At 72.7% G+C, this 25,058-nt stretch carries 21 protein-coding genes and 1 pseudogene; 15 read left to right on the top strand and 7 right to left on the bottom strand.

Going from position 1 to position 25,058, the window contains the following annotated elements:
* The first annotated feature begins 127 nt into the window (after positions 1-127).
* From ACWD3E_RS17360 to ACWD3E_RS17350, 3 genes are all read left to right on the top strand, one after another.
* Complete coding sequence (locus ACWD3E_RS17360) at positions 128-1,546, top strand: DNA-3-methyladenine glycosylase 2 family protein (RefSeq protein ID WP_451388587.1); 1,419 nt, start codon at positions 128-130, stop codon at positions 1,544-1,546.
* Positions 1,546-2,037 (top strand): methylated-DNA--[protein]-cysteine S-methyltransferase, encoded by a 492-nt coding sequence (locus tag ACWD3E_RS17355; RefSeq protein ID WP_451388390.1) that lies wholly within the window; start codon positions 1,546-1,548, stop codon positions 2,035-2,037. The genes ACWD3E_RS17360 and ACWD3E_RS17355 overlap by 1 nt, the downstream gene beginning before the upstream one ends.
* A 223-nt stretch (positions 2,038-2,260) precedes the next feature.
* Entirely contained in the window at positions 2,261-3,463 is a 1,203-nt protein-coding gene (locus ACWD3E_RS17350; RefSeq protein WP_451388389.1) for an SGNH/GDSL hydrolase family protein, read from the top strand.
* A 33-nt stretch (positions 3,464-3,496) separates the two neighbouring features.
* Here the strand turns inward: ACWD3E_RS17350 and ACWD3E_RS17345 are convergent, their stop codons facing one another.
* Positions 3,497-3,979 carry a DUF456 domain-containing protein gene (locus tag ACWD3E_RS17345; RefSeq protein ID WP_451348933.1) on the bottom strand — a complete coding sequence of 161 codons (483 nt, stop codon included), beginning with the start codon at positions 3,977-3,979 and terminating at the stop codon, positions 3,497-3,499.
* 64 nt (positions 3,980-4,043) lie between these two features.
* On the bottom strand, positions 4,044-5,033 hold the full coding sequence (locus ACWD3E_RS17340; RefSeq protein ID WP_451388388.1) for a helix-turn-helix transcriptional regulator: 990 nt from the start codon (positions 5,031-5,033) through the stop codon (positions 4,044-4,046).
* 158 nt (positions 5,034-5,191) lie between these two features.
* On the opposite strand from ACWD3E_RS17340, the gene ACWD3E_RS17335 reads away from it, so the two are divergent.
* The 3 genes from ACWD3E_RS17335 (at position 5,192) to ACWD3E_RS17325 (ending at position 9,056) form a co-directional block, all read left to right on the top strand.
* Positions 5,192-6,454, top strand: a complete 1,263-nt coding sequence (locus ACWD3E_RS17335) for a protein phosphatase 2C domain-containing protein (protein WP_451388387.1) — start codon at positions 5,192-5,194, stop codon at positions 6,452-6,454.
* Between the two features lie 27 nt (positions 6,455-6,481).
* A complete protein-coding gene (locus ACWD3E_RS17330) occupies positions 6,482-8,224 on the top strand; it encodes a pyruvate dehydrogenase (RefSeq protein ID WP_451388386.1) in 1,743 nt (580 codons plus the stop codon).
* Between the two features lie 358 nt (positions 8,225-8,582).
* Complete coding sequence (locus ACWD3E_RS17325) at positions 8,583-9,056, top strand: ATP-binding protein (RefSeq protein WP_451388385.1); 474 nt, start codon at positions 8,583-8,585, stop codon at positions 9,054-9,056.
* A 129-nt stretch (positions 9,057-9,185) separates the two neighbouring features.
* Here the strand turns inward: ACWD3E_RS17325 and ACWD3E_RS17320 are convergent, their stop codons facing one another.
* The gene (locus ACWD3E_RS17320; protein WP_451388384.1) at positions 9,186-10,229 is read right to left on the bottom strand and encodes a DUF2637 domain-containing protein; all 1,044 of its coding nucleotides are present in this window, start codon (positions 10,227-10,229) and stop codon (positions 9,186-9,188) included.
* Positions 10,230-10,656: 427 nt separating this feature from the next.
* Between ACWD3E_RS17320 and ACWD3E_RS17315 the strand changes: the two genes are divergently transcribed.
* Positions 10,657-11,373 (top strand): GntR family transcriptional regulator, encoded by a 717-nt coding sequence (locus ACWD3E_RS17315; protein WP_451388383.1) that lies wholly within the window; start codon positions 10,657-10,659, stop codon positions 11,371-11,373.
* Between the two features lie 47 nt (positions 11,374-11,420).
* Here the strand turns inward: ACWD3E_RS17315 and ACWD3E_RS17310 are convergent, their stop codons facing one another.
* The gene (locus ACWD3E_RS17310) at positions 11,421-12,194 is read right to left on the bottom strand and encodes a hypothetical protein (protein WP_451388382.1); all 774 of its coding nucleotides are present in this window, start codon (positions 12,192-12,194) and stop codon (positions 11,421-11,423) included.
* Between the two features lie 166 nt (positions 12,195-12,360).
* Complete coding sequence (locus ACWD3E_RS17305) at positions 12,361-14,034, bottom strand: PucR family transcriptional regulator (protein ID WP_451388381.1); 1,674 nt, start codon at positions 14,032-14,034, stop codon at positions 12,361-12,363.
* A gap of 343 nt (positions 14,035-14,377) precedes the next feature.
* On the opposite strand from ACWD3E_RS17305, the gene ACWD3E_RS17300 reads away from it, so the two are divergent.
* From ACWD3E_RS17300 to ACWD3E_RS17275, 6 genes are all read left to right on the top strand, one after another.
* A complete protein-coding gene (locus ACWD3E_RS17300; RefSeq protein WP_451388380.1) occupies positions 14,378-15,271 on the top strand; it encodes an FAD binding domain-containing protein in 894 nt (297 codons plus the stop codon).
* A complete protein-coding gene (locus ACWD3E_RS17295; protein ID WP_451388379.1) occupies positions 15,271-15,852 on the top strand; it encodes a (2Fe-2S)-binding protein in 582 nt (193 codons plus the stop codon). The genes ACWD3E_RS17300 and ACWD3E_RS17295 overlap by 1 nt, the downstream gene beginning before the upstream one ends.
* Positions 15,853-15,854: 2 nt before the next feature.
* Positions 15,855-18,239 carry a xanthine dehydrogenase family protein molybdopterin-binding subunit gene (locus tag ACWD3E_RS17290; protein ID WP_451388378.1) on the top strand — a complete coding sequence of 795 codons (2,385 nt, stop codon included), beginning with the start codon at positions 15,855-15,857 and terminating at the stop codon, positions 18,237-18,239.
* 209 nt (positions 18,240-18,448) lie between these two features.
* A complete protein-coding gene (locus tag ACWD3E_RS17285) occupies positions 18,449-19,906 on the top strand; it encodes an NCS2 family permease (RefSeq protein WP_451388377.1) in 1,458 nt (485 codons plus the stop codon).
* A gap of 49 nt (positions 19,907-19,955) precedes the next feature.
* A complete protein-coding gene (locus ACWD3E_RS17280) occupies positions 19,956-21,119 on the top strand; it encodes an XdhC family protein (protein ID WP_451388376.1) in 1,164 nt (387 codons plus the stop codon).
* A gap of 47 nt (positions 21,120-21,166) precedes the next feature.
* Positions 21,167-21,808 carry a LysE family translocator gene (locus ACWD3E_RS17275; RefSeq protein ID WP_451388375.1) on the top strand — a complete coding sequence of 214 codons (642 nt, stop codon included), beginning with the start codon at positions 21,167-21,169 and terminating at the stop codon, positions 21,806-21,808.
* 92 nt (positions 21,809-21,900) lie between these two features.
* Here the strand turns inward: ACWD3E_RS17275 and ACWD3E_RS17270 are convergent, their stop codons facing one another.
* Entirely contained in the window at positions 21,901-22,341 is a 441-nt protein-coding gene (locus ACWD3E_RS17270; protein WP_451388374.1) for an SRPBCC family protein, read from the bottom strand.
* Positions 22,342-22,532: 191 nt separating this feature from the next.
* Here ACWD3E_RS17270 and ACWD3E_RS17265 point away from each other — a divergent pair, with 191 nt between their 5' ends.
* Positions 22,533-23,546, top strand: coding sequence for a DUF2278 family protein (locus tag ACWD3E_RS17265; RefSeq protein WP_451388586.1), 1,014 nt, complete (start codon positions 22,533-22,535; stop codon positions 23,544-23,546).
* A 44-nt stretch (positions 23,547-23,590) separates the two neighbouring features.
* Here the strand turns inward: ACWD3E_RS17265 and ACWD3E_RS17260 are convergent.
* Positions 23,591-24,082: pseudogene (locus tag ACWD3E_RS17260) on the bottom strand (polysaccharide deacetylase family protein); the annotation flags it as partial.
* Positions 24,083-24,245: 163 nt separating this feature from the next.
* Here ACWD3E_RS17260 and ACWD3E_RS17255 point away from each other — a divergent pair.
* Positions 24,246-24,896 (top strand): phosphoribosyltransferase, encoded by a 651-nt coding sequence (locus ACWD3E_RS17255; protein WP_451388373.1) that lies wholly within the window; start codon positions 24,246-24,248, stop codon positions 24,894-24,896.
* Positions 24,897-25,058: the final 162 nt, after the last annotated feature.

Below are 25,058 nucleotides of genomic sequence, written 5' to 3'. Positions count from 1 at the left end.
CGGAGCGGGCGTCTGGGGGCTGCCGCCCCCAGGCCCCTGCTTGACGGTCGCTTGACGGTGCGGCTCAGCTCCACGTCCGATTTCCGCTAGCCCGTCCCTGTCGCCCACCCCCACACTGGAACGCGTGATGGAGGAAGACAGCAGGTACGAAGCCGTGCGCAGCCGCGACGGGCGGTTCGACGGGGCGTTCTTCTTCGCCGTCGAGACCACCGGCATCTACTGCCGGCCCAGCTGCCCGGCGGTGACGCCGAAGCGGCGGAACGTGCGCTTCTTCGCCACGGCCGCCGCCGCGCAGGGCTCCGGGTTCCGGGCCTGCCGGCGGTGCCGGCCGGACGCCGCGCCGGGGTCGGCGGAGTGGAACGTGCGCGCGGACGTCGTCGGGCGGGCCATGCGGCTGATCGCGGACGGTGTGGTCGACCGGGAGGGCGTCGCGGGGCTGGCGGCCCGGCTCGGGTACAGCGCCCGGCAGGTGCAGCGGCAGCTGACCGGGGAACTCGGCGCCGGGCCCGTCGCGCTCGCCCGCGCCCAGCGGGCCCACACCGCGCGGACGCTGCTGGAGACCACCGACCTGCCCATCACGCAGATCGCGTTCGCGTCCGGCTTCGCCAGTGTGCGGCAGTTCAACGACACCGTCCGCGAGGTGTACGCGGCCACGCCGACCGAGGTGCGGACCGCCGCGCCCCGCGGCAGGGGCGTCCGCCGGGCCACGCCGGGCGCGGGCATCCCGCTGCGGCTGGCCCACCGCGGGCCCTACCAGGCCGCCGCCGTCTTCGATCAACTGGCGCGGGAGGCCGTGCCCGGCGTCGAGGAGGTGAGCGGCACCCCCGGTGCCCGTACCTACCGGCGCACGCTGCGGCTGCCGTACGGCACCGCGCTCGTCGCCGTCCAGGAGCGCGCCCGCGGGCCGAGGGCGGGCGGCGGCGGCACGCATCCGGGCGGCTGGCTGGAGGCGCGCCTGCACCTCACCGATCCCCGGGACCTGACCACCGCCGTGCAGCGGCTGCGACGGCTGTTCGACCTCGACGCCGACCCGTACGCGGTGGACGAGCGGCTCACCGCCGACCCGCGGCTCGCCCCGCTGGTCGCCGCCCGGCCCGGACTGCGCTCGCCCGGCGCCGTCGACCCGCTGGAGCCCGTCGTACGGGCCCTGGTGGGGACGAAGGACGCCCTGGAGCGGCTCGTACGCCGGTACGGCAAGGCGCTCGACGCGCCCTGCGGGAGCCTCACGCACCTGTTCCCCGAGGCCGCCGTCCTCGCCGAGGCCGAGGCCGAGGCCGGGGCCCAGGCCGCCGGGCCGCTGGGCACGCTGGCCGCCGCCCTCGCCGACGGGACCGTGCGGCTGGACCCGGGGGTCGACCGGGACGAGGCGCAGGCGGCGCTGCTCGCGCTGCCCGGCATGGACCCGGCCCTCGTCGCCGTGGTGCGGATACGCGCCCTCGGCGATCCCGACGTCGCGCCGCCCGGCGTGGACGTACCCGACACATGGCGGCCCTGGCGGTCGTACGCGGTCCAGCATCTGCGGGTCGCGGGGGAGTTGAGCGAGTGATGGAGACCATCTACTGGGCACGTGTGGACGCACCGGTGGGGCCGCTGCTGCTCACCGCCGACGCGGACGGCGCGCTGACCTCGCTGTCCGTACCCGGGCAGAAGGGCGGGCGGACCCTCCAGGACGGCTGGTCGCACGACCCCGGGCCGTTCCGGGCGGCCAGGGAGCAGCTCGCCGCCTACTTCGCCGGTGAACTCAAGGAGTTCCAGCTGCCGTTGCGCACCCATGGGACCGAGTTCCGGGAGCGCGTGTGGAGCGCCCTCGACGCCGTTCCGTACGGCGCCACCACCACCTACGGCGAGATCGCCACGCGAGTCGGCGCCTCCCGGGCCGCCGTTCGGGCGGTCGGCGGGGCGATCGGCGCCAACCCGCTGCTCATCGTCCGCCCCTGCCACCGGGTGATCGGCGCGGACGGCTCCCTGACGGGCTACGCGGGCGGCCTCGACCGGAAGGTGTGGCTGCTGACACTGGAGGGCGCGCTCGGCGGCTGACGCAAGCCGGCCGTCCTCCGGGGCCCTGGGGTGTGTGCCTCGGGCGCCGTTTCGTCGTCCCCCGACAGTAGCCCGGCCGGCCGTAGCGCGACGACATCGAGGGCGATGTGGCCGACGGACGCAGCGTTGGGCCGAGTGGGGGTTTCGATGGTGCGGCGGGCGCGGTTCGGGCCGCCGGTGTGTCAGCGTCTGCCCTGCGGGGGTCGGGAAGGCGGACACAGGCATGGTCAGGGTCGGGCGACTTCTCTCGGTGGTACTTCTTGTGCTGGCGGTCACGACGCTGGCAACCCCACCGGCCGAATCGTCCGAACCGGCCCCGTACACGGATCGGGCCCGCTGGACCGGCACCTGGGAGACCGCCCCTACCGGCACCGCCGCCTGCCTGCCCGGTGCCGCCATCCGCAACGTCGTCCACGTCAGTGTCGGCGGCACCGCCCTGCGCGTGCAGCTCAGCAACCGGCTCGGCACCGTGCCGCTGCGGCTGGACGCCGTCACCGTCGCACTCAGGCAGGCTGCCGGCGCGGACGCCGTGCCCGGCAGCATGCGCGCCGCCGGCTTCGGCGGAGCGCCCACCGTCACCGTCCCGCCGGGCCAGGACACCGTCAGCGACCCGGTGGCGCTGCCCGTGCCGGACGGCGCCGACCTGCTCGTCACCGTCCGCAGCGCCGTCGACTGCGGTCGCGCCACCTACCACCACGGGGCCCTGCAGACCAGCTACGTGGCCCTCGACGGCGCCGGGCACGCAGGTGACGAGGACGGCACCGCGTACACGCGGCGCACCAGCTCCTGGTACTACGTCACCGGCGTCGACGTGCGGGGCACCGCCGCCGGCAGCGTCGTCGCCTTCGGCGACTCCCTCACCGACGGCAACGGGTCCACCCCCGACACCAACTCCCGCTGGCCCGACCGGCTCGCCGCGCTGCTGCACGCGTACCGGCTCGGCGTCCTCAACGCCGGCATCTCCGGGAACCGGCTGCTGCGCGACGGCGCCGGGCCGAGCGCCCTCGCCCGCCTGGACGCGGACGCCCTGGACCGGGCCGGGGTGCGGGTCCTCGTCGTCCTGGAGGGCATCAACGACATCAAGGGCACCCCGCCCGCCACCGACGTCACCGCCTTCGCCGACGCCTACCGCACCCTCGTCGCCCGCGCCCACGCGCGCGGCATCCGGGTCGTCGGCGTCACCCTCACCCCGTACGGCGGTTTCCCCGCCTACACGGCCGCCGGTGAGTCGGTACGGCAGCAGGTCAACGACTTCATCCGCACCGGCGGCGCCTTCGACGCGGTCGCCGACGCCGACGCCGCCGTACGCGACCCGGCCGCCCCGCAGCGCATCGTGCCCGGCTACGACCCCGGCGACCACCTGCACTTCAACGACGCGGGCATGGCCGCCGTCGCCGACGCCGTCGGTCTCGCGCTCGCCGGCTGAGAGTTCAGCACCCGCAGCTTCGGCGCCACTGGTTCAGCCCCACAGCACCGCGCCCAGCCACGCCCCCGCGATCAGCAGGCAGGCGAACAGTTCGGCCAGCACGCTGGAGCCGCCCGAGCGCATCGCCGTCCGCAGCCCGGCCATCGCCTCGCCGTGCCGGCCGAGACGCAGCCGCTCGTGCAGATAGATCCCTGTCATGAAGCCCGGCACCGCGCCCACCACCGGCAGCAGGAAGAAGCCGAGGAACGCCCCCACGCCCGCGTACACCCCCATCCGGGGTGTGGCGCCGCTCGCGCGCAGCCGGCGCGGCGGCAGCGCCCAGCGCACCACCTGGGACAGCAGGAGCACCGCCGTGGCCCCCACCAGGACGAACCAGGCCACCGGCCGCGGATCCTTCAGCGCCCACCACAGGACCGCGGCCCACACCAGCCACGACCCCGGCACACCGGGCACCAGTACTCCGCACAGGCCGAGCACGATCACCACGCCGACCAGCAGGAGTTCCCACACTCCCATCTGCCCAGAGTGCCGGAGCGCGGGAGAAGACGCAGGTCAAAGACCAGTCAGAGACAGCCCGGTGTCAGGGGGCCGGCTCGCCGGACACCCAGCCCCGCTCGCACGCGTGCCGGCCGAGTTGCAGCCGGGTCGTCACACCCGCCGGCTCCATCAGCCGCCGCACCCGCCGCTGTACGGTCCGCAGGCCCAGGTCGAGCCGCTTGGCCACGCCCGCGTCGGTCAGCCCGGCCGGCAGGAGCGACAGCACCTCCAGGTCGATGGCGTCCGGCCCGTCCGGCTGCTCCTCGGCCACCCCGCCCGCGCCGAGCCGCAGCGGCAGCGCCTCGCGCCACACCGATTCGAACAGCTCGGTGAGCAGCTCCAGCAGGCCGCTCGCGTGCACCACCAGCGCGGCCGGTTCGGTGCTCTTCGCGGTCAGCGGCACCAGGGCCGGCGAGCGGTCGGCGACCACCAGCCTGGTCGGCACCCGGTCCACCACCCGCACCTGTTCGTCCCGGCCGAGCGCCGCCGTCGGCTCGGTGAGCCCGTGCGGCAGGTCCAGCACCGCACGCTCCACCACCACCCGGTAGCGCACCCCGCGCGCCGCCGCCCGCTCGTCCGCGTCGTTCTCCGTCCCGGAGACCGCCATCGGCCGGTCCGCGACCAGCGCGCACGCCTCCTCGGCGGCGCCCAGCCGGAGCTGGAGGAAGCGCTGCGCCACCGTCGGGGCGCCGGTCACCACCTTCGCCAGGTCGTGCACCGCGGGCTCGGCCGCCGCCGCCCGGTACTCCTCGGCCGGCAGCGTCGCCGCCGGCTCCGCCCGCTCCAGCTCGTGCCGCTGCCGGGCCAGCAGCGCGCCCGGCGCCACCCCGGGCGGCGCCGTCACCCAGCGGCCCGGCCGCGCCGACGACCGCGCCGCCAGGCCCTGCCGCTCCAGCCGGCGCAGCGCGCGCTCGGTGTCCTGCTCGGCCGGCGTCAGGCGCCGCGCCGGATCCGGCACATCGGCGGCGCCCACGGACACCAGCGCCCGGTACGCCGCCTCGTGCGTCTCCTCCAGCCCTGTCGCTGCCGGCATCGCCCGCTTCCCTCCGCCGAGTTCAGGCCATCACATCATCGGCCCTGTGTCGTACGGCTGTTCAGTACTTCACTCGACACGCCGTTCGAGGTGTCCCGACGGCAGGATTTTTTCGATGCCCCGTTTTCCCGCGGGCCGTGCGGTGGACAATTACCGGCATGAGCCAGCAGGGGGGACCCGCGCGCCAAGAGGACGACTGGTGGCGGGAACTGTACGACGACTCCACCGAGGACACGGGCGCCACGGCGGCGCCCGACACCCTGGACGACCGCTTCGCCTCGGCGAAGGACACGGTGACGGCACCGGAACCGGCGCAACCACCGGGGGAGCCTCAGGCTGCTGCACAGGCCGTGACGCCCGCCGAGCCCGCGGAGCCGTCCGGGCCTGCCGAGCCCTCCGTGCCCGCGCAGCGCACCGCGGAGCCCGTCGCCGGACCGGCTCCCGAGCAGGCCGCCCTCGCCTACGTGGGCACGGGACCGCCCACCTACGCCCCCGAACCCACCGCGCTCCCGCCCGCCGACCCCGAAGAGCTGGGTGAACTGGTCGCCGACACCGTGCTGGACGGGGCCCAGTACGGGGTGTGCACGCTGCGGGCCGTGTCGCTGCGCGGGGACTCGGCGCGCTACCGGGGCGAGCCGCGCCGGGACGCGCTGCTCACCGCACGGTTCGGCACGGGGGAGCAGGCGCTGGTGCTCGTGGCGATGGCGACCGGAGCGCGCGCGACCCCGGGCGCGCACCGGGCGGCGGCCGAGGCGTGCCAATGGATCGGGCGGGCCGTGGGCCGCAGCCACCAGCGGCTGGCCGAGGACATCCGGGCCGCCCGGCGCGGCGACCTGAAGTCGGGTCTGCACCGGCTGACCGACCGCAGCCTCGGCAGGCTCCGGGCGAGCGCCGCCGAGCAGGGCATCGACCCGGAGGAGTACACGGCGAGCCTGCGCTGCCTGCTGCTGCCCGCCCACCCGGACTGCCGTACCCGCGTGTTCTTCGGCGTCGGCGGCGGCGGACTGTTCCGGCTGCGGGACGGCGAGTGGCAGGACATCGAACCGGACGTGTCGCCGGAGGACACCACCGGCGAGGCGGTCCTCGGCTTCGGCTCGCTGCCTGTGGAGACCCCCGAGGGCGACCGCCTCACCATGGACCTCGGCATACCGGCCCCGCCGAGCCCGTTCGAGCCGGCCCCTCGGCCGTCCCGCGCACCCTTCCGCTTCCGGGCCTCGGTAGGCCGCCCGGGTGACGCGCTGGTGATGTGCAGCGCGGGCCTGGCCGACCCGCTGCGCGGTGAGCCCGAGCTCAGCGCCCACCTGGCGCGGCGCTGGTCCGGCAGCACCCCGCCCGGCCTCGCGGCGTTCCTAGCGGACGCCCAGGCGCGCGTGAAGGGATACGCGGACGACCGTACGGCGGCGGCCGTCTGGGAGGCGTAACAGCGAGTGCTGTGACTGTATGGAGTCATGGCCAAACAGAACGTCGCCGAGCAGTTCGTCGACATCCTCTCCCGCGCCGGCGTGCGCCGCCTCTACGGCGTGGTCGGCGACAGCCTCAACCCGGTCGTGGACGCCGTGCGCCGCAACGCCGCCATCGACTGGATCCAGGTACGCCACGAGGAGACCGCCGCCTTCGCGGCCGGTGCCGAGGCGCAGATCACCGGGAAGCTGACCGCCTGCGCCGGTTCCTGCGGCCCGGGCAACCTGCACCTGATCAACGGCCTGTACGACGCCCATCGCTCCATGGCCCCGGTGCTCGCCCTCGCCTCGCACATCCCCGCCGGCGAGATCGGCCTCGGCTACTTCCAGGAGACCCACCCCGACCGGCTCTTCCAGGAGTGCAGTCACTACAGCGAGCTGATCTCCAGTCCGAAGCAGATGCCCCGGCTGCTGCAGACCGCCATCCAGCACGCGGTCGGGCAGAGCGGGGTCAGCGTGGTGTCGCTGCCCGGCGACATCGCCTCCGAGCCCGCCCCGGAGAAGGCCCCGCAGAGCGCCCTCGTCACCTCCCGGCCCACCGTCCGGCCCGGTGACGCCGAGATCGACCGGCTGGTCGCGATGATCGACGCCGCCGACAAGGTCACCCTGTTCTGCGGCAGCGGCACGGCCCGCGCGCACGCCGAGGTGATGGAGTTCGCCGGGAAGATCAAGTCACCGGTCGGGCACGCGCTGCGCGGCAAGGAGTGGATCCAGTACGACAACCCGTACGACGTCGGCATGAGCGGTCTGCTCGGCTACGGCGCCGCCTACGAGGCCACCCACGAGTGCGATCTGCTGATCCTGCTCGGCACCGACTTCCCGTACAACGCGTTCCTGCCGGACGACGTGCGGATCGCCCAGATCGACGTGCGGCCCGAGGTCCTCGGCCGCCGCTGCCGGCTCGAACTCGCGGTGTGGGGCGACGTGCGCGAGACGCTGCGCTGTCTGATCCCGCGGGTGCGGGAGAAGACCGACCGGCGCTTCCTCGACCGGATGCTGAAGAAGCACGCCGACTCGCTGGAGGGCGTGGTCAAGGCGTATACGAGGAAGGTCGAGAAGCACATCCCGATCCATCCCGAGTACGTGGCCGCCGTACTCGACGAAGTCGCCGACGACGACGCCGTGTTCACGGTCGACACCGGCATGTGCAACGTCTGGGCCGCCCGCTACATCTCGCCCAACGGGCGCCGCCGGATCATCGGTTCGTTCTCGCACGGCTCGATGGCGAACGCGCTGCCCATGGCGATCGGCGCGCAGTTCACCGACCGGGGCCGCCAGGTCGTGTCGATGTCCGGGGACGGCGGATTCGCCATGCTGATGGGCGACTTCCTGACGCTGGTGCAGTACGACCTGCCGGTCAAGATCGTTCTGTTCGACAACTCCTCCCTCAGCATGGTCGAGTTGGAGATGCTGGTCGCCGGACTTCCCTCGTACGGCACCGCGAACACCAACCCCGACTTCGCCGCCGTGGCCCGCGCCTGCGGTGCCTACGGGGTGCGGGTGGAAAAGCCCAAGCACCTCGCCGGCGCACTGAAGGACGCTTTCCGGCACAAGGGGCCCGCGCTGGTGGACGTGGTGACCGATCCGAACGCGCTGTCCATCCCGCCGAAGATCAGCGCCGAGATGGTCACCGGGTTCGCGCTGTCCGCCTCGAAGATCGTGCTGGACGGCGGCGTCGGCCGCATGCTCCAGATGGCCCGCTCCAATCTGCGCAACGTCCCCCGGCCCTGAGCCCCGCATGGACCGGACGGCGCGGAACGTCGGTTTCCGGCCAGTTTCCCGCCCCGCGGCGGCAGCCCGACACCCGGTGCCGGGGGCATCGCCCCTGCGTGCCGGGGCGAACGGGTTGCGGTGCGGCGACTCCCCGGTGTCCCACGGCGGTTTCGCCGGGCGCGGCGCGGGCGGGAGGGCGCCGGAGGACCGGCGGTGGGGGGTGTCGAACAGTGGCCGAACAGACGGGCGTGGGCGGGCGGTCAGGAGTGTCCGGGATTCGGCTGGGCAAGGATCCCCGTGAACGTGTTCGACGGAAGGGAAGTTCAGCGGCGTGCGGGCGGGGGTCATGGACAGGCAGGCACGAGGGGGCGGACCCGTGGCCGTCGGGGGCGTCCCGGCGCGGTCGGGGGAGTCGGCACAGGGGGCGGAAGAGGCCGGTGCCGGTGCCGGCGTGGAGAGGGCGGGGGCGCACCGGCTCAGGCGCAGGCTGGGGCGGGCCGATCTGAGGGCGGTGCCCGAGGCACGCCGGGAGGTGCGCGAACTGCTGCGGCACTGGGGCAGACCGGGCCGCTCGGAGATCGCCGAACTGCTGACGAGCGAACTCGTCACCAACGCGCTCGTCCACACCGACGACGAAGCCGTCCTGACGGCCGTGGTCGGGCCGGGCGGACTGCGGGTGGAGGTACGGGACTTCATGGCACGCAGGCCGCATCTGCGCACGCCCGAAGCGGACGGCGACACCCATGGCCGGGGCCTGGTCCTGGTGCAGTCCCTCGCGGACGCGTGGGGTGTGCGGCCGCACGGGGTGGGCAAGTCGGTGTGGTTCGAGCTGGGCGCCGAGGCCGCATGAGCGCGGGCGGCAACGGAAGGACGGCCCGGAGCGGCGACGGAAACGGGCCGGGGGCGTGACCCGTACGGTCACGCCCCCGGCCCGTCATGTGCCAAGCGTCCGAAGTCTTGGACCCGGCTTACGTACGGCTCAGCCGAACTGCTGTTCCAGGTCCTTCAGTTTGCGCTCCAGGGAGTCCAGTCGCGGCAGGGCCATCGTGTCGTCCTCCGCGGTGAGGTCGACGGCGACCGGGTCAGAGCCACGGCGAACCGGCTGGAGGGAGGGCCGAGAGCGTACCGGCAGCTGCTCCGCGGTCGATATGGCAGGCTCCGCGGTCGCCTGCGCGGGCCCGCGCTCCACGGCCTGCACCTCCACCTGCCGGCCGGCGGTACGGCCGACGAGGCCGCGGTGGCCCCGGCTGATGGCCTTCAGCTGGGCGCGCTCCATCCGCTGCTGCTCGCGCCGGCGCTGCCGTTCCTCATCCTTCTTCCGCGTTTCGTCGCGGACCTCCTCGACCGCCTCGTCGAGGCTGCGCACGCCCTCCAGCAGCATCAGCGACCACGCGGCGTAGGTCTCCCGGGGGGCCCGCAGCCAGCGCACGATACGGATCTGCGGCAGCGGACGCGGCACCAGACCCTGCTCGCGCAGCGCGGCCCGGCGGGTCTGCTTCAGCGCCCGGTCGAACAGGACGGCCGCCGACAGGGACATGCCCGAGAAGAACTGCGGGGCGCCCGCGTGCCCGGCGCCCCGGGGCGCGTGCACCCAGTTGAACCAGGCCGCCGCCGCGGCGAACATCCACACGAGTATCCGGGAGCCGAGGGCCGCGTCACCGTGGCTGGCCTCGCGCACCGCGAGGACGGAGCAGAACATCGCCGCCCCGTCCAGGCCGAACGGCACCAGGTACTGCCAGCCGCCGGTCAGCCCGAGGTTCTGCTCGCCGAAGCCCACCAGACCGTGGAACGACAGGGCAGCCGCCACCGCCGCACAGCAGAAAAGAAGCACGTAGGAGGCCGTGCCGTAGATGGCCTCCTTGCGCCTGCGGCGCTCCTCGCTGCGCTCCCACGAGTCCTCCGCGCTCGCGTTCTCCCCGGAGGAGCGCTTGCCGCGCGCGAGCACCGCCACCGCCGCCAGCATGCCCAGGAGCAGTACGGCGCCCGGAAGCAGCCAGTTCAGCGATATGTCGGTCAGTCTCATCAGGGGTCCCTTGCATTGGGATAGGGCGTAACGCCCGCCATAGTGGCCCACTCCCGAGGGCCCTCAGGGGGTTTCGGGGCAAGAGGCCGCCAAGGAAGTGCAAGGGGATGCCCAGGACGGCGTTCTGCTCGAACTGCCGCATGAGGGGCGGGAGTTGAGTTCGAATAAGACTACCCGTACGGATGCTTCCTCGGAAAGTTCCCGTGATGAGTGAGGAAGACGTGAATTACCCATCCGGGATGGGCGGTCCGATCGGGATGATCTTAGTGGACGCGGGGACAGGGAAGGACGACCTGAAAAGGTAAGCCTAACCTTACTGATTTGGCTCGGAGTTTGAACTACCGCCTGGTACGCCTAAGGTGCTTGACGAACAGGAGACAACCCGTCGTTAATGACCCAAGTGCCGACAAGCCGCCAGGAGGACCCCGTGGAGCAGGGCGCACAGGGCTTTCCCGCCGCCGTGTGGGGCACGCCTGGTGAGCACACGCACAGTGAGCGGACGGTTCCGCAGCAGCGCCCCGCCGTACAGCGCTCCTCCGTGCGCGGGCAGATTCTGGACGCGCTGCGTACGGCCCTGGTCGCCGGCGAGCTGCGCCCCGGCGAGGTCTACTCGGCGCCGGTGCTCGGGGAGCGCTTCGGGGTCTCCGCGACGCCCGTGCGGGAGGCCATGCAGCAGCTCGCCCTCGAGGGCGCCGTCGAGGTCGTGCCCAACCGTGGCTTCCGGGTCGTCGAGCGGGGGGCCCGTGAGCTGGCCGAGCTGGCGGAGGTGCGGGCGCTGATCGAGGTGCCGGTGGTGCTGCGGCTCGCCCGTACGGTGGCCGTCGAGCGGTGGGCCGAGCTCCGGCCGCTCGCGGAGGAGACGGTGCGCGCAGCGTCCTCCGGCTGCGCGGCGACGTACGCGGAGTCCGACCGGGCCTTCCACCGGGCGCTGCTGTCCCTGTCGGGCAACGGGCAGCTGGTGCAGATCGCGGAGGATCTGCACCGGCGGGCGCAGCTGCCGCTGGTCGGGGGGCCGGTGCGGCAGCGGAGGGCGGACCTGCTGGCGGACGCGGCGGAGCATACGGCGCTGTTGGATGCATTGATCGCCCGTGACCTCGATGTGGTGCGGGGGCTGGTGGGGGAGCACTTCGCGGGCGCGAGCTGATCGGCCGCCCTGCGGCACGACTTCCCGCAGCTACGGCGGCACCCCGCCTACGCCGTAGCCACCCCCGGCGCCGGGGCCGGCGGTGTCAGCTGTCGGGCCAGCCATGTCGGTACGCCGCCGAGCAGTCGGAACAAGCGGCGGGCCTCCTCCCGCAGCCGGGACGCCTCCGGCTCGGATTCGGCGTCTGCGAGTGAGGCCAGTGCAGGGGCCGTACCCACCAAGTAGCCCAGCTCCTCCCTGATGCGCAGGGATTCGGCGAAGCCGTGGCGGGCCTCCGCCAACTCGCCGTCCCGCAGGGCGAGTCCGGCCAGGTGGCGCCAGGTGAAGGACAGGAGCAGCGGGTCGGCGTGGGCGGTGGCGCCCGCGTGGGCGCGGCGGTAGGCCGCGCGCGCCGCCTGGGGGGAGCGGGTCAGGTTCTCCGCGAGCAGGCCCCGGCGGAAGTCCAGCAGGGAACGGTCCGGCGCCCCCGGAGGGATCAGCGCCGCCGCCCGGCCGAGCGCGGCCCGCGCCTCGTCCGCCCGGTCCCGTACGCCGTGCAGCGTGGCCGCGTAGGCCAGCTGGCCGCGTTCGCAGGCCGCCGCACCCCGCTCCTCGTCGCTGTGGGCCAGCGCCTCGGCCACGCGCAGGGCGTCCTCGGCCTCCGCCCAGCCGCGCTCGGTGTACAGGCACCGCTCCACCAGCAGCACGGCCCGTTGCAGCGCCGAGGCAGGGGTGTCGGGCGGCAGAAGGGCCGCCGCGTCGGCCCAGCAGGCCCGCGAGCGCAAGCGCCATACCGCGGTCTGGAGCGGATCGTCAGCGGAGGTCGTTCCGTCACCAGACATGGCGGAATGCGCCACGTTGCCCTCCCCGAGCACGCCATCGAGCTGTTGAGTGGTGGCGGCATTCCAGCACCAATCTCCGCGCGGGGCCAAGAGGCTGGGTGAAAGATTTCACAAAGTGGCGTGAGGTTGGCGTGACTTGGGCTGGGTGCCATGCACCCCCGTGACCTCAGCTCATGCGCAGCGCGAGGAAGAAGTCGAGCTTGTCCTCCAGGCGCGAAAGGTCCCGTCCCGTCAACTGCTCGATCCGGCCCACCCGGTAGCGCAGCGTGTTGACGTGCAGGTGGAGGCGGGTGGCACAGCGGGTCCAGGAGCCGTCGCACTCCAGGAACGCCTCCAGGGTGGGGATCAGCTCCGCGCGGTGACGGCGGTCGTAGTCCTTCAGGGGGTCGAGGAGACGCGCGGTGAACGCGCGGCGGACGTCGTCGGGGACGAACGGCAGCAGCAGGACGTGGCTGGCCAGTTCCTGGTGGCCGGCCGCGCAGACCCGGCCGGGGCGGGCCGCGGCCACCCGGCGGGCGTGCCGGGCCTCCTCCAGCGCGCCGCGCAGCCCCTCCGCGGAGTGCACGGCCGCGCTGACGCCGAGGGTCAGCCGCCCGTCGTCGTTCAGGCCCGCCGACAGCGACTCCCGCACCGCCTGGAGCAGGGAGTCGGCGAGCAGACCCCGCTCGGAGCCGTCGTGCTCGGTGGAGACGGCGGGCAGCGGGACGAGCGCGATCGCCTCGTCGCCGGTGTGCGCTACGGCAATCCGGTCGGACGGCTCGGGGCCGGTGGCCAGCGGGTCGACCAGGACCTCCTCCAGCAGCGACTGGGCGACCGGGCCGCCCTCGACCTCGCCGCCCTCCCACTCGACCCGGGCCACGACCACCTGCCAGTGCGGGGCGGCGCCGAGGCCGGGCAGCAGCACCGGCGCGGCGACCCTGAGGCGCGCGGCGATCTCGGCGGGCGCGGCGCCCGTCTGCACCAGCTCCAGCACCTCCTGCGCGAGCCGGCGCCGCACGGTACGCGCCGCGTCCCTGCGGTCCCGCTCGACGGCGATCAGCTGGGTGACGCCCTGGAGCAGGTCGAGGCGCTCCTCCGGCCAGTCCCCGGCGTCCGCCTCGACGGCCAGCAGCCAGTCCGACAGCACCGACTCGCGCACGTCGCGGGCGGCCTGCGGGGAGCGGCCGGTGGAGCGGATCGGGAAGAGGGAGTACGTCGCCCCGCCGAGCAGCACCCGGTGCGGTCCGCGCCGGCCGGTGCGGGTGGCGGCCAGGTGCTCGGCGGCGAGCTTCGCGCAGGTCTCCGGGGGCAGTGCCGGGCCCGCCTCCTTGGAGCCCGCGATGAGGCGGCCGGTGGGGGAGAGCACCCAGGCGCGCAGGTCCAGGTCGGTGCCGAGCAGGTCCAGGACCACGTCCGGGCCGCCGCCCGCCGGGCCCGAGGTCATCATCCGCCGGTGCCGGTCCACCACGGCCGCGAGGTCCCCGGCCCGCTCGCCGGAGACCTGCCGGACCACGTGCTCGGTGATCGTCGCGAACGCCACCGACTCGTGCACCGCGAACAGCGGCAGCCGGTGCCGCGCGCAGGCCAGCACCAGGTCCTCCGGCACATCGCCCAGCTCGGCCTCACCGGCCGCGAGGGCCGCCACCCCGGCCTGCACCAGGATCCGTACGAAGGGCTCGGAGTCGTCCGCGTCCCGGCGCCAGGCCAGGCCCGTCAGCACCAGTTCGCCGCCGGAGAGGTAGCGGCTCGGGTCGCGCAGGTCGGTCGTCATGACCCCGCGCACGGTGCGGTCCAGTTCGTCCTCGCCGCCGAGCAGCCGCAGGCCCAGCGCATCGGTGTCCAGCAGTGCGCGCAGCCGCATCTCGTCGCCGCCGTTCTTTGTCTCGAAACCTACGATGAATCTCGGTGGGGGACAGGAAAGGGGTCCAGTGCGGGGGCGCACGGGCCGTCCTGCGAGGTCGCCGGGCTGTTTCCTGTGTTTCCCCAGGAAAACTGAGAGGTTACCGAGGGCCTCTGTTCATACGAATCTACAAGACGATCGCCCTGGCCAGCCAACTCCTTCATGGTTTCGGTGACTGACCCCGCCGGAGTACGGAGCGGTGTACTTGCTCCACTCCGCGTTAACAGGACATGAACGAGCCGGGCCCGCCGCACACGGATTGGCTCAATCTGAACGACCCACGAGACGAAGAAGAGAGCCGGTCATGGACTTCCTTCGCCCCGCCAGCTGGGAGGAGGCGCTCGCCGCGAAGGCCGAGCACCCCACCGCTGTGCCGATTGCGGGTGGCACCGATGTGATGGTCGAGATCAACTTCGACCACCGCCGGCCCGAGTACCTCCTCGACCTCAACCGCATCGGCGACCTCTACGAGTGGGAGGTCGGCGAGGACACCGTACGGCTCGGTGCCTCCGTCCCGTACACCAGGATCATGGAAAGCCTCCGTGCCGAGCTGCCGGGCCTCGCGCTCGCCTCGCACACGGTCGCCTCCCCGCAGATCCGCAACCGCGGCGGCGTCGGCGGCAACCTCGGCACGGCCTCGCCCGCCGGTGACGCCCACCCGGCTCTGCTCGCGTCCGGCGCGGAGGTCGAGGTGGCGTCGGCGGCCCGCGGCACCCGGCTCATCCCGATCGACGAGTTCTACACGGGCGTCAAGCGCAACGCGCTCCAGCCCGACGAGCTGATCCGCGCCGTGCACGTGAAGAAGGCGGACGGACCGCAGCAGTACTCGAAGGTCGGCACCCGCAACGCCATGGTCATCGCCGTGTGCGCGTTCGGGCTCGCCCTGCACCCCGAGACCCGCACGGTCCGCACCGGCATCGGCTCCGCCGCCCCCACCCCCGTGCGGGCCAAGGCCGCCGAGGACTTCCTGAACGCGGCCCTGGAAGAGGGCGGCTTCTGGGACAACGGAAAGATCATCACCCCGTCGGTCGCCAAGCAGTTCGCGGACCTGTGCTCCGCCGCCTGCAACCCGATCGACGACGTCCGGGGCACCGCGAGCTACCGCCGCCACGCGGTCGGCGTGATGGCCCGCCGGACGCTCACCTGGACCTGGGAGTCGTACCGCGGCGCCCGCCGCGCATCTGAGGGAGCTGCGTAATGCGCGTCAACTTCACCGTGAACGGACGTCCGCAGGAGGCCGACGACGTCTGGGAGGGCGAGTCCCTGCTGTACGTCCTGCGCGAGCGCCTCGGCCTGCCCGGCTCCAAGAACGCCTGCGAGCAGGGCGAGTGCGGCTCCTGCACCGTGCGCCTGGACGGCGTCCCGGTCTGCTCCTGCCTGGTCGCGGCCGGCCAGGTCGAGGGCCGCGAGGTCGTGACCGTGGAGGGCCTCGCGGACTACGCCAAGCAGCGCGCCGAGAGCGGCTGCGCGACCGGCGCCTGCGGTACGTCCCTCCAGGCCGCCCAGCAGTGGCAGGCCAAGGGCACCGACTCCCAGACCGGCGAGGGCACCGAACTGTCCCCGATCCAGCAGGCGTTCATCGACGCCGGCGCCGTCCAGTGCGGCTTCTGCACCCCGGGTCTGCTCGTCGCCGCCGACGAGATGCTGGAGAACAACCCGAACCCGAGCGACGCGGACATCCGCGAGGCACTGTCGGGCAACCTGTGCCGCTGCACGGGCTACGAGAAGATCATGGACGCGGTGCGCCTCGCCGCGGCCCGCCAGTCCGAGGGGGTCTGAGCATGCCGACCAACGGCGCTCCCACGAAGATCACGCAGGGTTCACAGACCAAGGGCGGCATCGGCGAGTCCACCCTCCGCCCGGACGGCATCCTCAAGGTCACCGGTGAGTTCGCGTACTCGTCCGACATGTGGCACGAGGACATGCTGTGGGGCCAGATCCTGCGCTCCACCGTCGCGCACGCCGAGATCGTCTCGATCGACACGAGCCAAGCCCTCGCGACGCCGGGTGTCTACGCCGTCATGACGTACGACGACCTGCCCACCGAGGTGAAGAACTACGGCCTGGAGATCCAGGACACCCCGGTCCTCGCGCACGGCAAGGTACGCCACCACGGCGAGCCCGTCGCGATCGTCGCCGCCGACCACCCGGAGACGGCCCGGCGCGCCGCCGCCAAGATCAAGGTGGAGTACAAGGAGCTGCCCGTCATCACCGACGAGGCCTCCGCGACCGCGCCCGACGCGATCCTCGTCCACGAGGGCCGCGACGACCACCACGCCGGGCACGTCCCGCACCCGAACATCGTCCACCGCCAGCCGATCGTCCGCGGCAACGCGGACGAGGCCGCCAGGCGCGCTGACGTCATCGTCAAGGGCGAGTACACCTTCGGCATGCAGGACCAGGCCTTCCTCGGCCCCGAGTCCGGCCTCGCCGTGCCCGAGGAGGACGGCGGCGTCCACCTCTACATCGCCACCCAGTGGCTGCACTCCGACCTGCGCCAGATCGCGCCCGTCCTCGGCCTGCCCGAGGAGAAGGTGCGCATGACGCTGGCCGGCGTCGGTGGCGCCTTCGGCGGTCGCGAGGACCTGTCGATGCAGATCCACGCCTGCCTGCTGGCGCTGCGCACCGGCAAGCCGGTGAAGATCGTCTACAACCGGTTCGAGTCCTTTTTCGGACACGTCCACCGGCACCCGGCCAAGCTCTACTACGAGCACGGCGCCACCAAGGACGGCAAGCTCACGCACCTGAAGTGCAGGATCGTCCTGGACGGCGGCGCCTACGCCTCCGCCTCCCCGGCGGTCGTCGGCAACGCCTCCTCGCTCTCCGTCGGCCCGTACGTCGTCGACGACGTCGACATCGAGGCCATCGCCCTCTACACCAACAACCCGCCCTGCGGCGCCATGCGCGGCTTCGGCGCGGTCCAGGCGTGCTTCGCCTACGAGGCGCAGATGGACAAGCTGGCGAAGGAACTCGGCATGGACCCGGTGGAGTTCCGCCGGCTGAACGCCATGGAGCAGGGGACCATCATGCCGACCGGGCAGCCGGTCGACTCCCCGGCCCCGGTCGCCGAACTCCTGCGCCGCATCAAGGCGATGCCGCTGCCGCCCGAGCGCCAGTGGGAGTCCAGCGAGGGCGCCGACGTACGGCAGCTGCCCGGCGGCCTGTCCAACACCACGCACGGCGAAGGCGTCGTACGCGGGGTCGGCTACGCGGTCGGCATCAAGAACGTCGGCTTCTCCGAGGGCTTCGACGACTACTCCACCGCCAAGGTGCGCATGGAGGTCATCGGCGGCGAGCCGGTCGCCACCGTGCACACCGCGATGGCGGAGGTCGGCCAGGGCGGTGTCACCGTCCACGCGCAGATCGCCCGCACCGAGCTCGGCGTCACCCAGGTGACCATCCACCCGGCCGACACCCAGGTGGGCAGCGCCGGTTCGACCTCGGCCTCCCGGCAGACGTACGTCACCGGCGGTGCCGTCAAGAACGCCTGCGAACTCGTCCGCGAGCGCGTCCTGGAGCTGGGCCGGCGCAAGTTCGGCACCTACCACCCGGCCTGGGCCACGGCCGAACTCCTGCTGGAGGGCGGCAAGGTGGTGACCGACGGCGGCGAGGTCCTCGGCGACCTGGTCGACGTCCTCGGCGACGAGGCCGTGGAGATCGAGGCGGAGTGGCGGCACCGGCCGACCGAGGCCTTCGACCTGGTCACCGGCCAGGGCAACGGCCACGTCCAGTACTCCTTCGCCGCACACCGCGCCGTCGTCGAGGTCGACACCGAACTCGGCCTGGTCAAGGTGATCGAGCTGGCCTGCGCCCAGGACGTCGGCAAGGCGCTGAACCCGCTCTCCGTCATCGGCCAGATCCAGGGTGGCACCACCCAGGGCCTGGGCGTGGCGGTGATGGAGGAGATCATCGTCGACCCGAAGACCGCCAAGGTCAGGAACCCCTCCTTCACGGACTACCTGATCCCCACGATTCTCGACACGCCGACCATCCCGGTCGACGTGCTCGAACTCGCCGACGAGCACGCCCCGTACGGGCTGCGCGGCATCGGCGAGGCCCCGACCCTGTCGTCCACCCCGGCCGTCCTCGCGGCGATCCGGAACGCGACGGGGCTGGAGCTCAACCGCACTCCGGTTCGGCCCGAGCACCTCACGGGGACCGCGTAACACCCCAGCTCTCCGGGCGGCGTGAGGGAACGTCACACACTCCGCCGCGCCGCCCGGAGGAACCCCCTTTGAGTTCCGCACCGCTCGCGGTCCTTGAAGTACCAGGAAATTCGTTCGTCTCGGGCCGTCCCCCGGGTCGTCCATTCCCAAATCCCGTGGCCGTCAAGGCGGTTGCACGGGTGCCCCTGTGAACCTTGGGAGATGGCACCATGACCCAGCAGTCAGTGGAGCCGAGGACCGCAAGCGACGACGCCGGCGATGGCAGCCGCGTCCCCGCAGGTCGGTCCTGGCTCGACCGGTACTTCCACATATCCCTCAGAGGATCCACGGTCGCGCGTGAGGTGCGCGGCGGCGTCACCACCTTCATGGCGATGGCCTACATCCTCCTGCTCAACCCGCTCATCCTGTCCGGCAAGGACGCGCACCACGACACGCTCGGGCAGAAGGCGCTCATCACCGCGACCGCGCTCGCGGCGGCCTTCACCACGCTGGTGATGGGCTTCGTCGGCAAGGTCCCCCTCGCGCTCGCCGCCGGCCTCTCCGTCTCCGGCGTGCTGTCCTCGCAGGTCGCCCCGCAGATGACCTGGCCTCAGGCCATGGGTATGTGCGTGATGTACGGCGTGGTCATCATGCTGCTGGTCGTCACCGGCCTACGCGAGATGATCATGAACGCGATCCCGCTCGCGCTCAAGCACGGCATCACCATGGGCATCGGCCTGTTCATCGCCTTCATCGGTCTCTACAAGTCCGGCTTCGTGCACAAGGGCGAGGCGACCCCGGTCAGCCTCGGCCCCGCGGGCCAGCTCACCGGCTGGCCGGTGCTGCTCTTCGCCGGCACCCTGCTGCTGATCTTCATGCTCCAGGCGCGGAACGTCCCCGGCGCCATCCTGATCGGCATCGTCTCCGGCACCGTCGTCGCCGCCGTCCTCAACGGCGCCGGCGTCATCGACCCCGAGCAGTGGGCGGGCGGCGCCCCCGAACTGCACGGCAGCGCCGTCTCGATGCCCGACTTCTCGCTCTTCGGACACGTCGAGTTCGGCGGCTGGGGCAAGGTCGGCGCGATGACCGTCGGCATGATCGTCTTCACGCTCGTGCTCGCCGGGTTCTTCGACGCCATGGCCACCATCATCGGCGTCGGCACCGAGGCCGAGCTGGCCGACGACAAGGGCCGGATGCCCGGCCTGTCCAAGGCGCTGTTCATCGACGGCGCCGGCGGCGCGATCGGCGGCCTCGCGGGCGGCTCCGGCCAGACCGTCTTCATCGAGTCCGCCACCGGCGTCGGCGAAGGCGCCCGCACCGGTCTCGCCTCGGTCGTCACGGGTCTGCTGTTCGCGGCCGGCCTGTTCTTCACCCCGCTGACCGCGGTCGTCCCCCAGGAGGTCGCCTCCGCGGCCCTCGTCGTCATCGGCGCCATGATGATGATGAACGCACGGCACGTGGACTGGGCCGACCGGGCCACCGCGATCCCCGTCTTCCTGACCGTCGTCCTGATGCCGTTCACGTACACCATCACCACCGGTGTCGCCGCGGGCGTCATCTCCTACGTGGCCATCAAGGTGGCCCAGGGCAAGGCCCGTGAGATCGGGGCATTCATGTGGGGTCTGACGGTCATCTTTTTGATCTACTTCGCACTCCATCCCATCGAGGCCTGGCTCGGCGTGAAGTAGCCGGACCGGTCAACGCCTCGTCCACGTAACCCCGTTAGGAGACCGAGAGATGCTGGACATCGCCGAGGAGCTGAACCGGTGGGTCGAGCAGGGCCGTGACTTCGCCGTCGCCACCGTGGTGGCCGTCGGCGGCAGCGCACCGCGCCAGCCCGGCGCCGCCCTCGCGGTGGACGCCGACGGCACGGCCATCGGCTCGGTCTCCGGCGGGTGCGTGGAGGGGGCCGTGTACGAGCTGTGCCGGCAGGCGCTGGAGGACGGGGAGACCGTCCTCGAACGCTTCGGGTACAGCGACGAGGACGCGTTCGCCGTCGGCCTGACCTGTGGCGGCATCATCGACATCCTGGTCACCCCGGTCCGGGCGGACGGTCCCGCCCGGCCGGTGCTCGCAACCGCGCTGGCCGCCGCCGCCCGTGGACAGGCGGCGGCGGTCGCGCGGATCGTCTCGGGCCCCGCCGAACTCATGGGCCGCGCCCTCCTGGTCCGCCCCGACGGCTCCCCCGAGGACTCCTACGACGGCGGCTTCGGCGCCCACCCCGAGCTAGACCGCACCGTCGCCGCCGAGGCCGCCGCCTTCCTGGATGCCGGCCGCACCGGCACCCTGGAGATCGGCGAACAGGGCTCGCGCTGCGGCGCGCCCCTCACCGTGCTGGTCGAGTCCTCCGTCCCCGCCCCCCGCATGATCGTCTTCGGCGCGATCGACTTCGCCTCGGCGCTGGTCCGTGTCGGCAAGTTCCTGAACTACCACGTCACGGTGTGCGACGCCCGGCCCGTCTTCGCCACCAGGACCCGCTTCCCCGAGGCCGACGAGATCGTCGTCGAGTGGCCCCACAAGTACCTGGAGCGCACCGAGGTCGACGGCCGCACCGTCCTGTGCGTCCTCACCCACGACGCCAAGTTCGACGTACCGCTGCTCCGGCTCGCCCTGCGCCTCCCGGTCGCCTACGTCGGTGCGATGGGCTCCCGGCGCACCCATCTCGACCGCAACCTGCGCCTGCGCGAGGTCGGTGTCACCGAGCTGGAGCTGGCCCGGCTGCGCTCCCCGATCGGCCTGGACCTCGGCGCCCGTACGCCGGAGGAGACGGCCCTGTCGATCGCCGCGGAGATCGTCGCGGCCCGGCGGGGCGGCAGCGGGGTGTCGCTGACCGGTGCGCACACCCCGATCCACCACGACACGGCGGCCCAGCGGGTGGGGCGGATCGAGTCGGTGGCCTGAGGAAAACGGCTTGCCGGGCGGTGGCAGCCCTGTGCTTGCATGAGCCCATGGTGTCCACCGACCGGCTGCTCGCCTTCGCGGCCCTGTCCTCCCTGCTGATCGTGATCCCCGGCCCCAGCGTGCTCTTCGTGGTCGGGCGGGCGCTGGCCCACGGGCGGCGCGCCGCGCTGACCACCGTCGTCGGCAACACGATCGGCGCCTACACGCTCGTCGCGGCCGTGGCCCTCGGCATCGGCTCGGTCGTGGAGCGCTCGGTCCTGGTCTTCACCGCGCTGAAGCTCGCGGGCGCCGCCTACCTCATGTACCTCGGCGTCAAGGCCTGGCGGCGGCGCGGCTCGCTGCGCGAGGCGTTCACCGACTCCGGGGCGCTGCAGCACGGCAGTCTGCGCACCCTGTGGGAGGGGTTCGCGGTCGGTGTGGCGAACCCCAAGACCATGGTGTTCTTCGCCGCCGTACTGCCCCAGTTCGTGGACCGCGAGCAGGGGCACGTCCCGGCGCAGCTGCTCCTGCTCGGCCTGGTCTTCAACGCCATCGCGCTGGCCTCCGACAGCCTCTGGGGACTGGTCGCCTCGGCCGCCCGCGACTGGTTCGCCCGCTCCCCGCGGCGGCTGTCCGCGGTCGGCGGGGCCGGCGGGCTGACGATGATCGGCCTGGGCGTGACGGTCGCCGTGACGGGCCGCAAGGACTGAACGGCTCCGCGGCCCCCGGCCCTCCTGTACGCAGCCCCCCGGTCCTCCTGTACGCGGCCCCGGCCCTCCTGTGTGCGGTCCTCAGCAGGCGTTCACGCCGTCCGCAGCAGCCGGTTCGCGGCCCGTCCGAACACCGTACGGCCCACCCGTGCCACCAGGCCGTCGCACCAGCCCGGCAGGAAGCGGAACCGCAGCTCCTCGCGCCACACCACCCGGCTACGGCCCACGGGCCCCGGCCGGACCTCGATCTGAGCCCAGCCCCGCACCAGCCGCCCGCGCTTCTCCAGTCGGCACAGCCCCGGCTCGTCGTCGGCGGGCGGACGCCAGACCGTCACCTCCATCACGTCGTCGAAGGTCAGCGGCCCGAGGCCCGAACGGGCCACGAACCGCGTGCCCTCGCGGGTCGGCGCGGACGTGATTACGATGATTCTGGTCAGCGGGACCACATCGGCATGGCGGGGCCACTCGGTGAGCCGGCGCCACGCCTCGTCGAGCGGAAGCGGGGCCGTGCGTTCGAAGGAAAAGGTCGGCACGGCACGATCGTAGGCAATTCCCGCCGGTCACCTGCGCGTTCACACCCGCCTCACTCTGTCGGCGCAGCCGGGTGTCCACGAGGAGTCGTACTCAGGAACAGTCGGTGCACGGTGCGGCGGGACGCTGCCGGCCTTCTACCCTGCCTCCGTGGGCCGAACAACCAGCCCACCGCAAGGGGGAGTTGATCACCATGCCGCTGAAGACGTACGGAGTCCTGATCGCCCGCGCCGTCGACACCCGACGCGAGGGCGCCAAGGACACGCCGCACTACCAGATCCACCTCACCGACGGCCAGGGCACGCACTACCGCGCCGCGGTCAACGTACTGTCCCAGGAGCAGCCTTCCGAGTTGCTCTACCTCGTCGCCGACGACTTCCGGCACCCGGTCACCGCCCGCCTGGAGAGCCTGTCCGGCGGCTGGAACGCGCTGCCGCCCGGCCCCGGCGGACCCAACCTGGACTTCGTGCGCGGCAACCTCTTCGACCCGGCCCAGATGCGCACGCTCCCGCCGGACGCCGCGGGACCCGACAACGACCTCGCCGACCTTCTCGACCACTATGTGCAGCGCGCCATCGACGACCCGGACGCCCGCCTGTACCTCTTCGGCGCCCGCTTCGGCCCCGAACCGAACGTCAGGGACAAGGTGTTCGGCTTCCTGCCCGGCAACGGCGTGCACGACATCCACATGAACCAGGGCAACAGCGGGCGCTTCACCGGCGACGACGGCGTCTGGCAGGACGGCGGGCTGCTGCTGCACTTCCCTGGCCAGGCCCGCTGGGTCGGCATCTTCCTCGCCTTCCAGGGTCAGTCCTGGCACACGGACGACACCACCGGCCACACCCTGCACGACACCGACGGCAGCCGCCCCGAACCCGGCGCGCAGCCGTTGCGGATCGTGGCAGCGCTGGTCAACCCGCAGGGCCCCGCCCCCGAGGCGGAGACCGTCACCCTCCTCAACGCCTCCCCGGCCTCCGTCGATCTGACCGGCTGGCGTCTGGTGAGCCGCCTCGGCGAGGGCTCCCCGGTCCCGGCCGCGGCACCCCTCGCGGCGGGCGCCTTCCTCACTGTCCCCCTCACCGACGGCACCCAACTCGGCAACCACGGCGGCGAGATCACCCTCCTCGACGCGTCCGGCCTCAAGGTCCACGGCGTCTCGTACACCGCCGAGCAGGCGGCTCGGGAGGGCTGGACGGTCGTCTTCTGATCCACGTCCGAGGTGCGATCCGGGAGGTCAGGGCCGGTACACCACGCGGTCACGCTCCACAGCACCTCGGCCAGGCCCGGCTCCTTGGCTGTCTTGTGCACGTTGGAGTCCGTACGGCCCTACGGCGGGCGCATCAGCGTGGGCTTGCGCCCGGTGAGCCGCTCGATCGCGTCGTCCGGCCGTTGCAGCTCCCCGCGTATCCGGTCGTCCGAGATCCGGGTGAGGATCTTGTGGTCCCAGGTGTGGCTGGCGACCTCGTGGCCCTCGGCGGCCATCCGCTTGACCAGCTCCGGGTACTTCTCGGTGTGCCGCTTGCCGAGCAGGAAGAAGGTCGCCGGGACCTTCTTCTCCTTCAGGATGTCGAGCAGCCGCGCCGAGTTCTCGCTGGGCCCCGCGTCGAAGGTCAGTGCGATGCTCCCCCAGAGGGGGCACCGCGAGGTCGTGTCGACCTCCGCACAGCCGGACAGCGTCAGCGCGAGGCAGACCGCGGCCGAGGCGAGCGCGGCCGGACGCAACCTTCGGCGCCGTTCGCACATCTTTCTGGGCGCCTGAGGAGTTTTCCCGGTCTGCCCGGTCTGCTTGATCCAAAGAGACATGCCGCATCTATACACACAGTGTATAGATGGTAGATGCAGTTCCCCCCGAGAGCGCCGTCGCCGTAGCACCATGGAATGAGGGGCCCCGCGGAGGAGGACGACCATGCGCTTCCGGGACCGCGCCGAAGCCGGCCGGGAACTTGCCGGACTGCTGAGGGAACTGCATGACAGGGGAGACCTGGCCGACCCGGTCGTGCTCGCCCTGCCCCGGGGCGGGATCGCCGTGGCCGAGCCGATCGCCAGGGCTCTGAACGCCCCGCTCGACGTGCTCGTCGTACGCAAGATCGGCGCCCCGCACCACCAGGAGTTCGCCGTCGGCGCGCTCGCCGACGACGATCCGCCGTTCCTCGACCCCGACACCCTCGACATGCTCGGACTGACCGAGGCCTCCCTCGCCCCGGCCGTGGAGCGGGAACGGCGTGAGCTGCACCGGCGCGAGGAGGTCTACCGGGGCGAGAGCCCGCCGCCCGACCTCGCCGGCCGCACGGTGATCGTCGTCGACGACGGGCTGGCCACCGGCGCCACCGCCCGTGTCGCCCTGCGCCATGTCCGGCGCCGGGATCCCGCCCGGGTCGTCCTGGCCGTCCCGGTCGGCGCCCCGGACTCCGTCGACCGGCTCGCCGCCGAGGCCGACCTGGTGGTCTGCCCGCACCGGCCGAGAGGCTTCGCCGCCGTCGGCCAGTGGTACGACGACTTCGGGCAGCTGACCGACGCCGACGTACTGCACCTGCTGCACGCGCCGCACGGGCACTGAGCGCACACGGACACCGGGCCCGCACGGGCGGTGAGCCCGCGCGGACACCGCGCCGTACGAAACCGGGCGCGTCCGGTACCGGAACGGTCAGCAGGCGCGGGCGGCCGGTCGGTACCGCGGAACTCCGTGCACGCCAGTGGTACGAGAGGAGTACGGGGAGTA

This window comes from Streptomyces sp. NPDC002676, assembly GCF_053592455.1.
Note: the sequence above shows the minus strand (reverse complement) of the source record. Positions and strands in the feature narration are given on the sequence as shown.

Coding starts and splice junctions, on each gene's coding strand:
- ACWD3E_RS17320 (WP_451388384.1), bottom strand. CDS start 10,229: ATGAGACTGACCGACATATCGCTGAACTGGCTGCTTCCGGGCGCCGTA.
- ACWD3E_RS17340 (WP_451388388.1), bottom strand. CDS start 5,033: ATGCCGGCAGCGACAGGGCTGGAGGAGACGCACGAGGCGGCGTACCGG.
- ACWD3E_RS17300 (WP_451388380.1), top strand. CDS start 14,378: ATGGACTTCCTTCGCCCCGCCAGCTGGGAGGAGGCGCTCGCCGCGAAG.
- ACWD3E_RS17355 (WP_451388390.1), top strand. CDS start 1,546: ATGGAGACCATCTACTGGGCACGTGTGGACGCACCGGTGGGGCCGCTG.
- ACWD3E_RS17275 (WP_451388375.1), top strand. CDS start 21,167: ATGGTGTCCACCGACCGGCTGCTCGCCTTCGCGGCCCTGTCCTCCCTG.
- ACWD3E_RS17255 (WP_451388373.1), top strand. CDS start 24,246: ATGCGCTTCCGGGACCGCGCCGAAGCCGGCCGGGAACTTGCCGGACTG.
- ACWD3E_RS17305 (WP_451388381.1), bottom strand. CDS start 14,034: ATGCGGCTGCGCGCACTGCTGGACACCGATGCGCTGGGCCTGCGGCTG.
- ACWD3E_RS17290 (WP_451388378.1), top strand. CDS start 15,855: ATGCCGACCAACGGCGCTCCCACGAAGATCACGCAGGGTTCACAGACC.
- ACWD3E_RS17345 (WP_451348933.1), bottom strand. CDS start 3,979: ATGGGAGTGTGGGAACTCCTGCTGGTCGGCGTGGTGATCGTGCTCGGC.
- ACWD3E_RS17350 (WP_451388389.1), top strand. CDS start 2,261: ATGGTCAGGGTCGGGCGACTTCTCTCGGTGGTACTTCTTGTGCTGGCG.
- ACWD3E_RS17285 (WP_451388377.1), top strand. CDS start 18,449: ATGACCCAGCAGTCAGTGGAGCCGAGGACCGCAAGCGACGACGCCGGC.
- ACWD3E_RS17310 (WP_451388382.1), bottom strand. CDS start 12,194: ATGTCTGGTGACGGAACGACCTCCGCTGACGATCCGCTCCAGACCGCG.
- ACWD3E_RS17265 (WP_451388586.1), top strand. CDS start 22,533: ATGCCGCTGAAGACGTACGGAGTCCTGATCGCCCGCGCCGTCGACACC.
- ACWD3E_RS17360 (WP_451388587.1), top strand. CDS start 128: ATGGAGGAAGACAGCAGGTACGAAGCCGTGCGCAGCCGCGACGGGCGG.
- ACWD3E_RS17295 (WP_451388379.1), top strand. CDS start 15,271: ATGCGCGTCAACTTCACCGTGAACGGACGTCCGCAGGAGGCCGACGAC.
- ACWD3E_RS17330 (WP_451388386.1), top strand. CDS start 6,482: ATGGCCAAACAGAACGTCGCCGAGCAGTTCGTCGACATCCTCTCCCGC.
- ACWD3E_RS17280 (WP_451388376.1), top strand. CDS start 19,956: ATGCTGGACATCGCCGAGGAGCTGAACCGGTGGGTCGAGCAGGGCCGT.
- ACWD3E_RS17335 (WP_451388387.1), top strand. CDS start 5,192: ATGAGCCAGCAGGGGGGACCCGCGCGCCAAGAGGACGACTGGTGGCGG.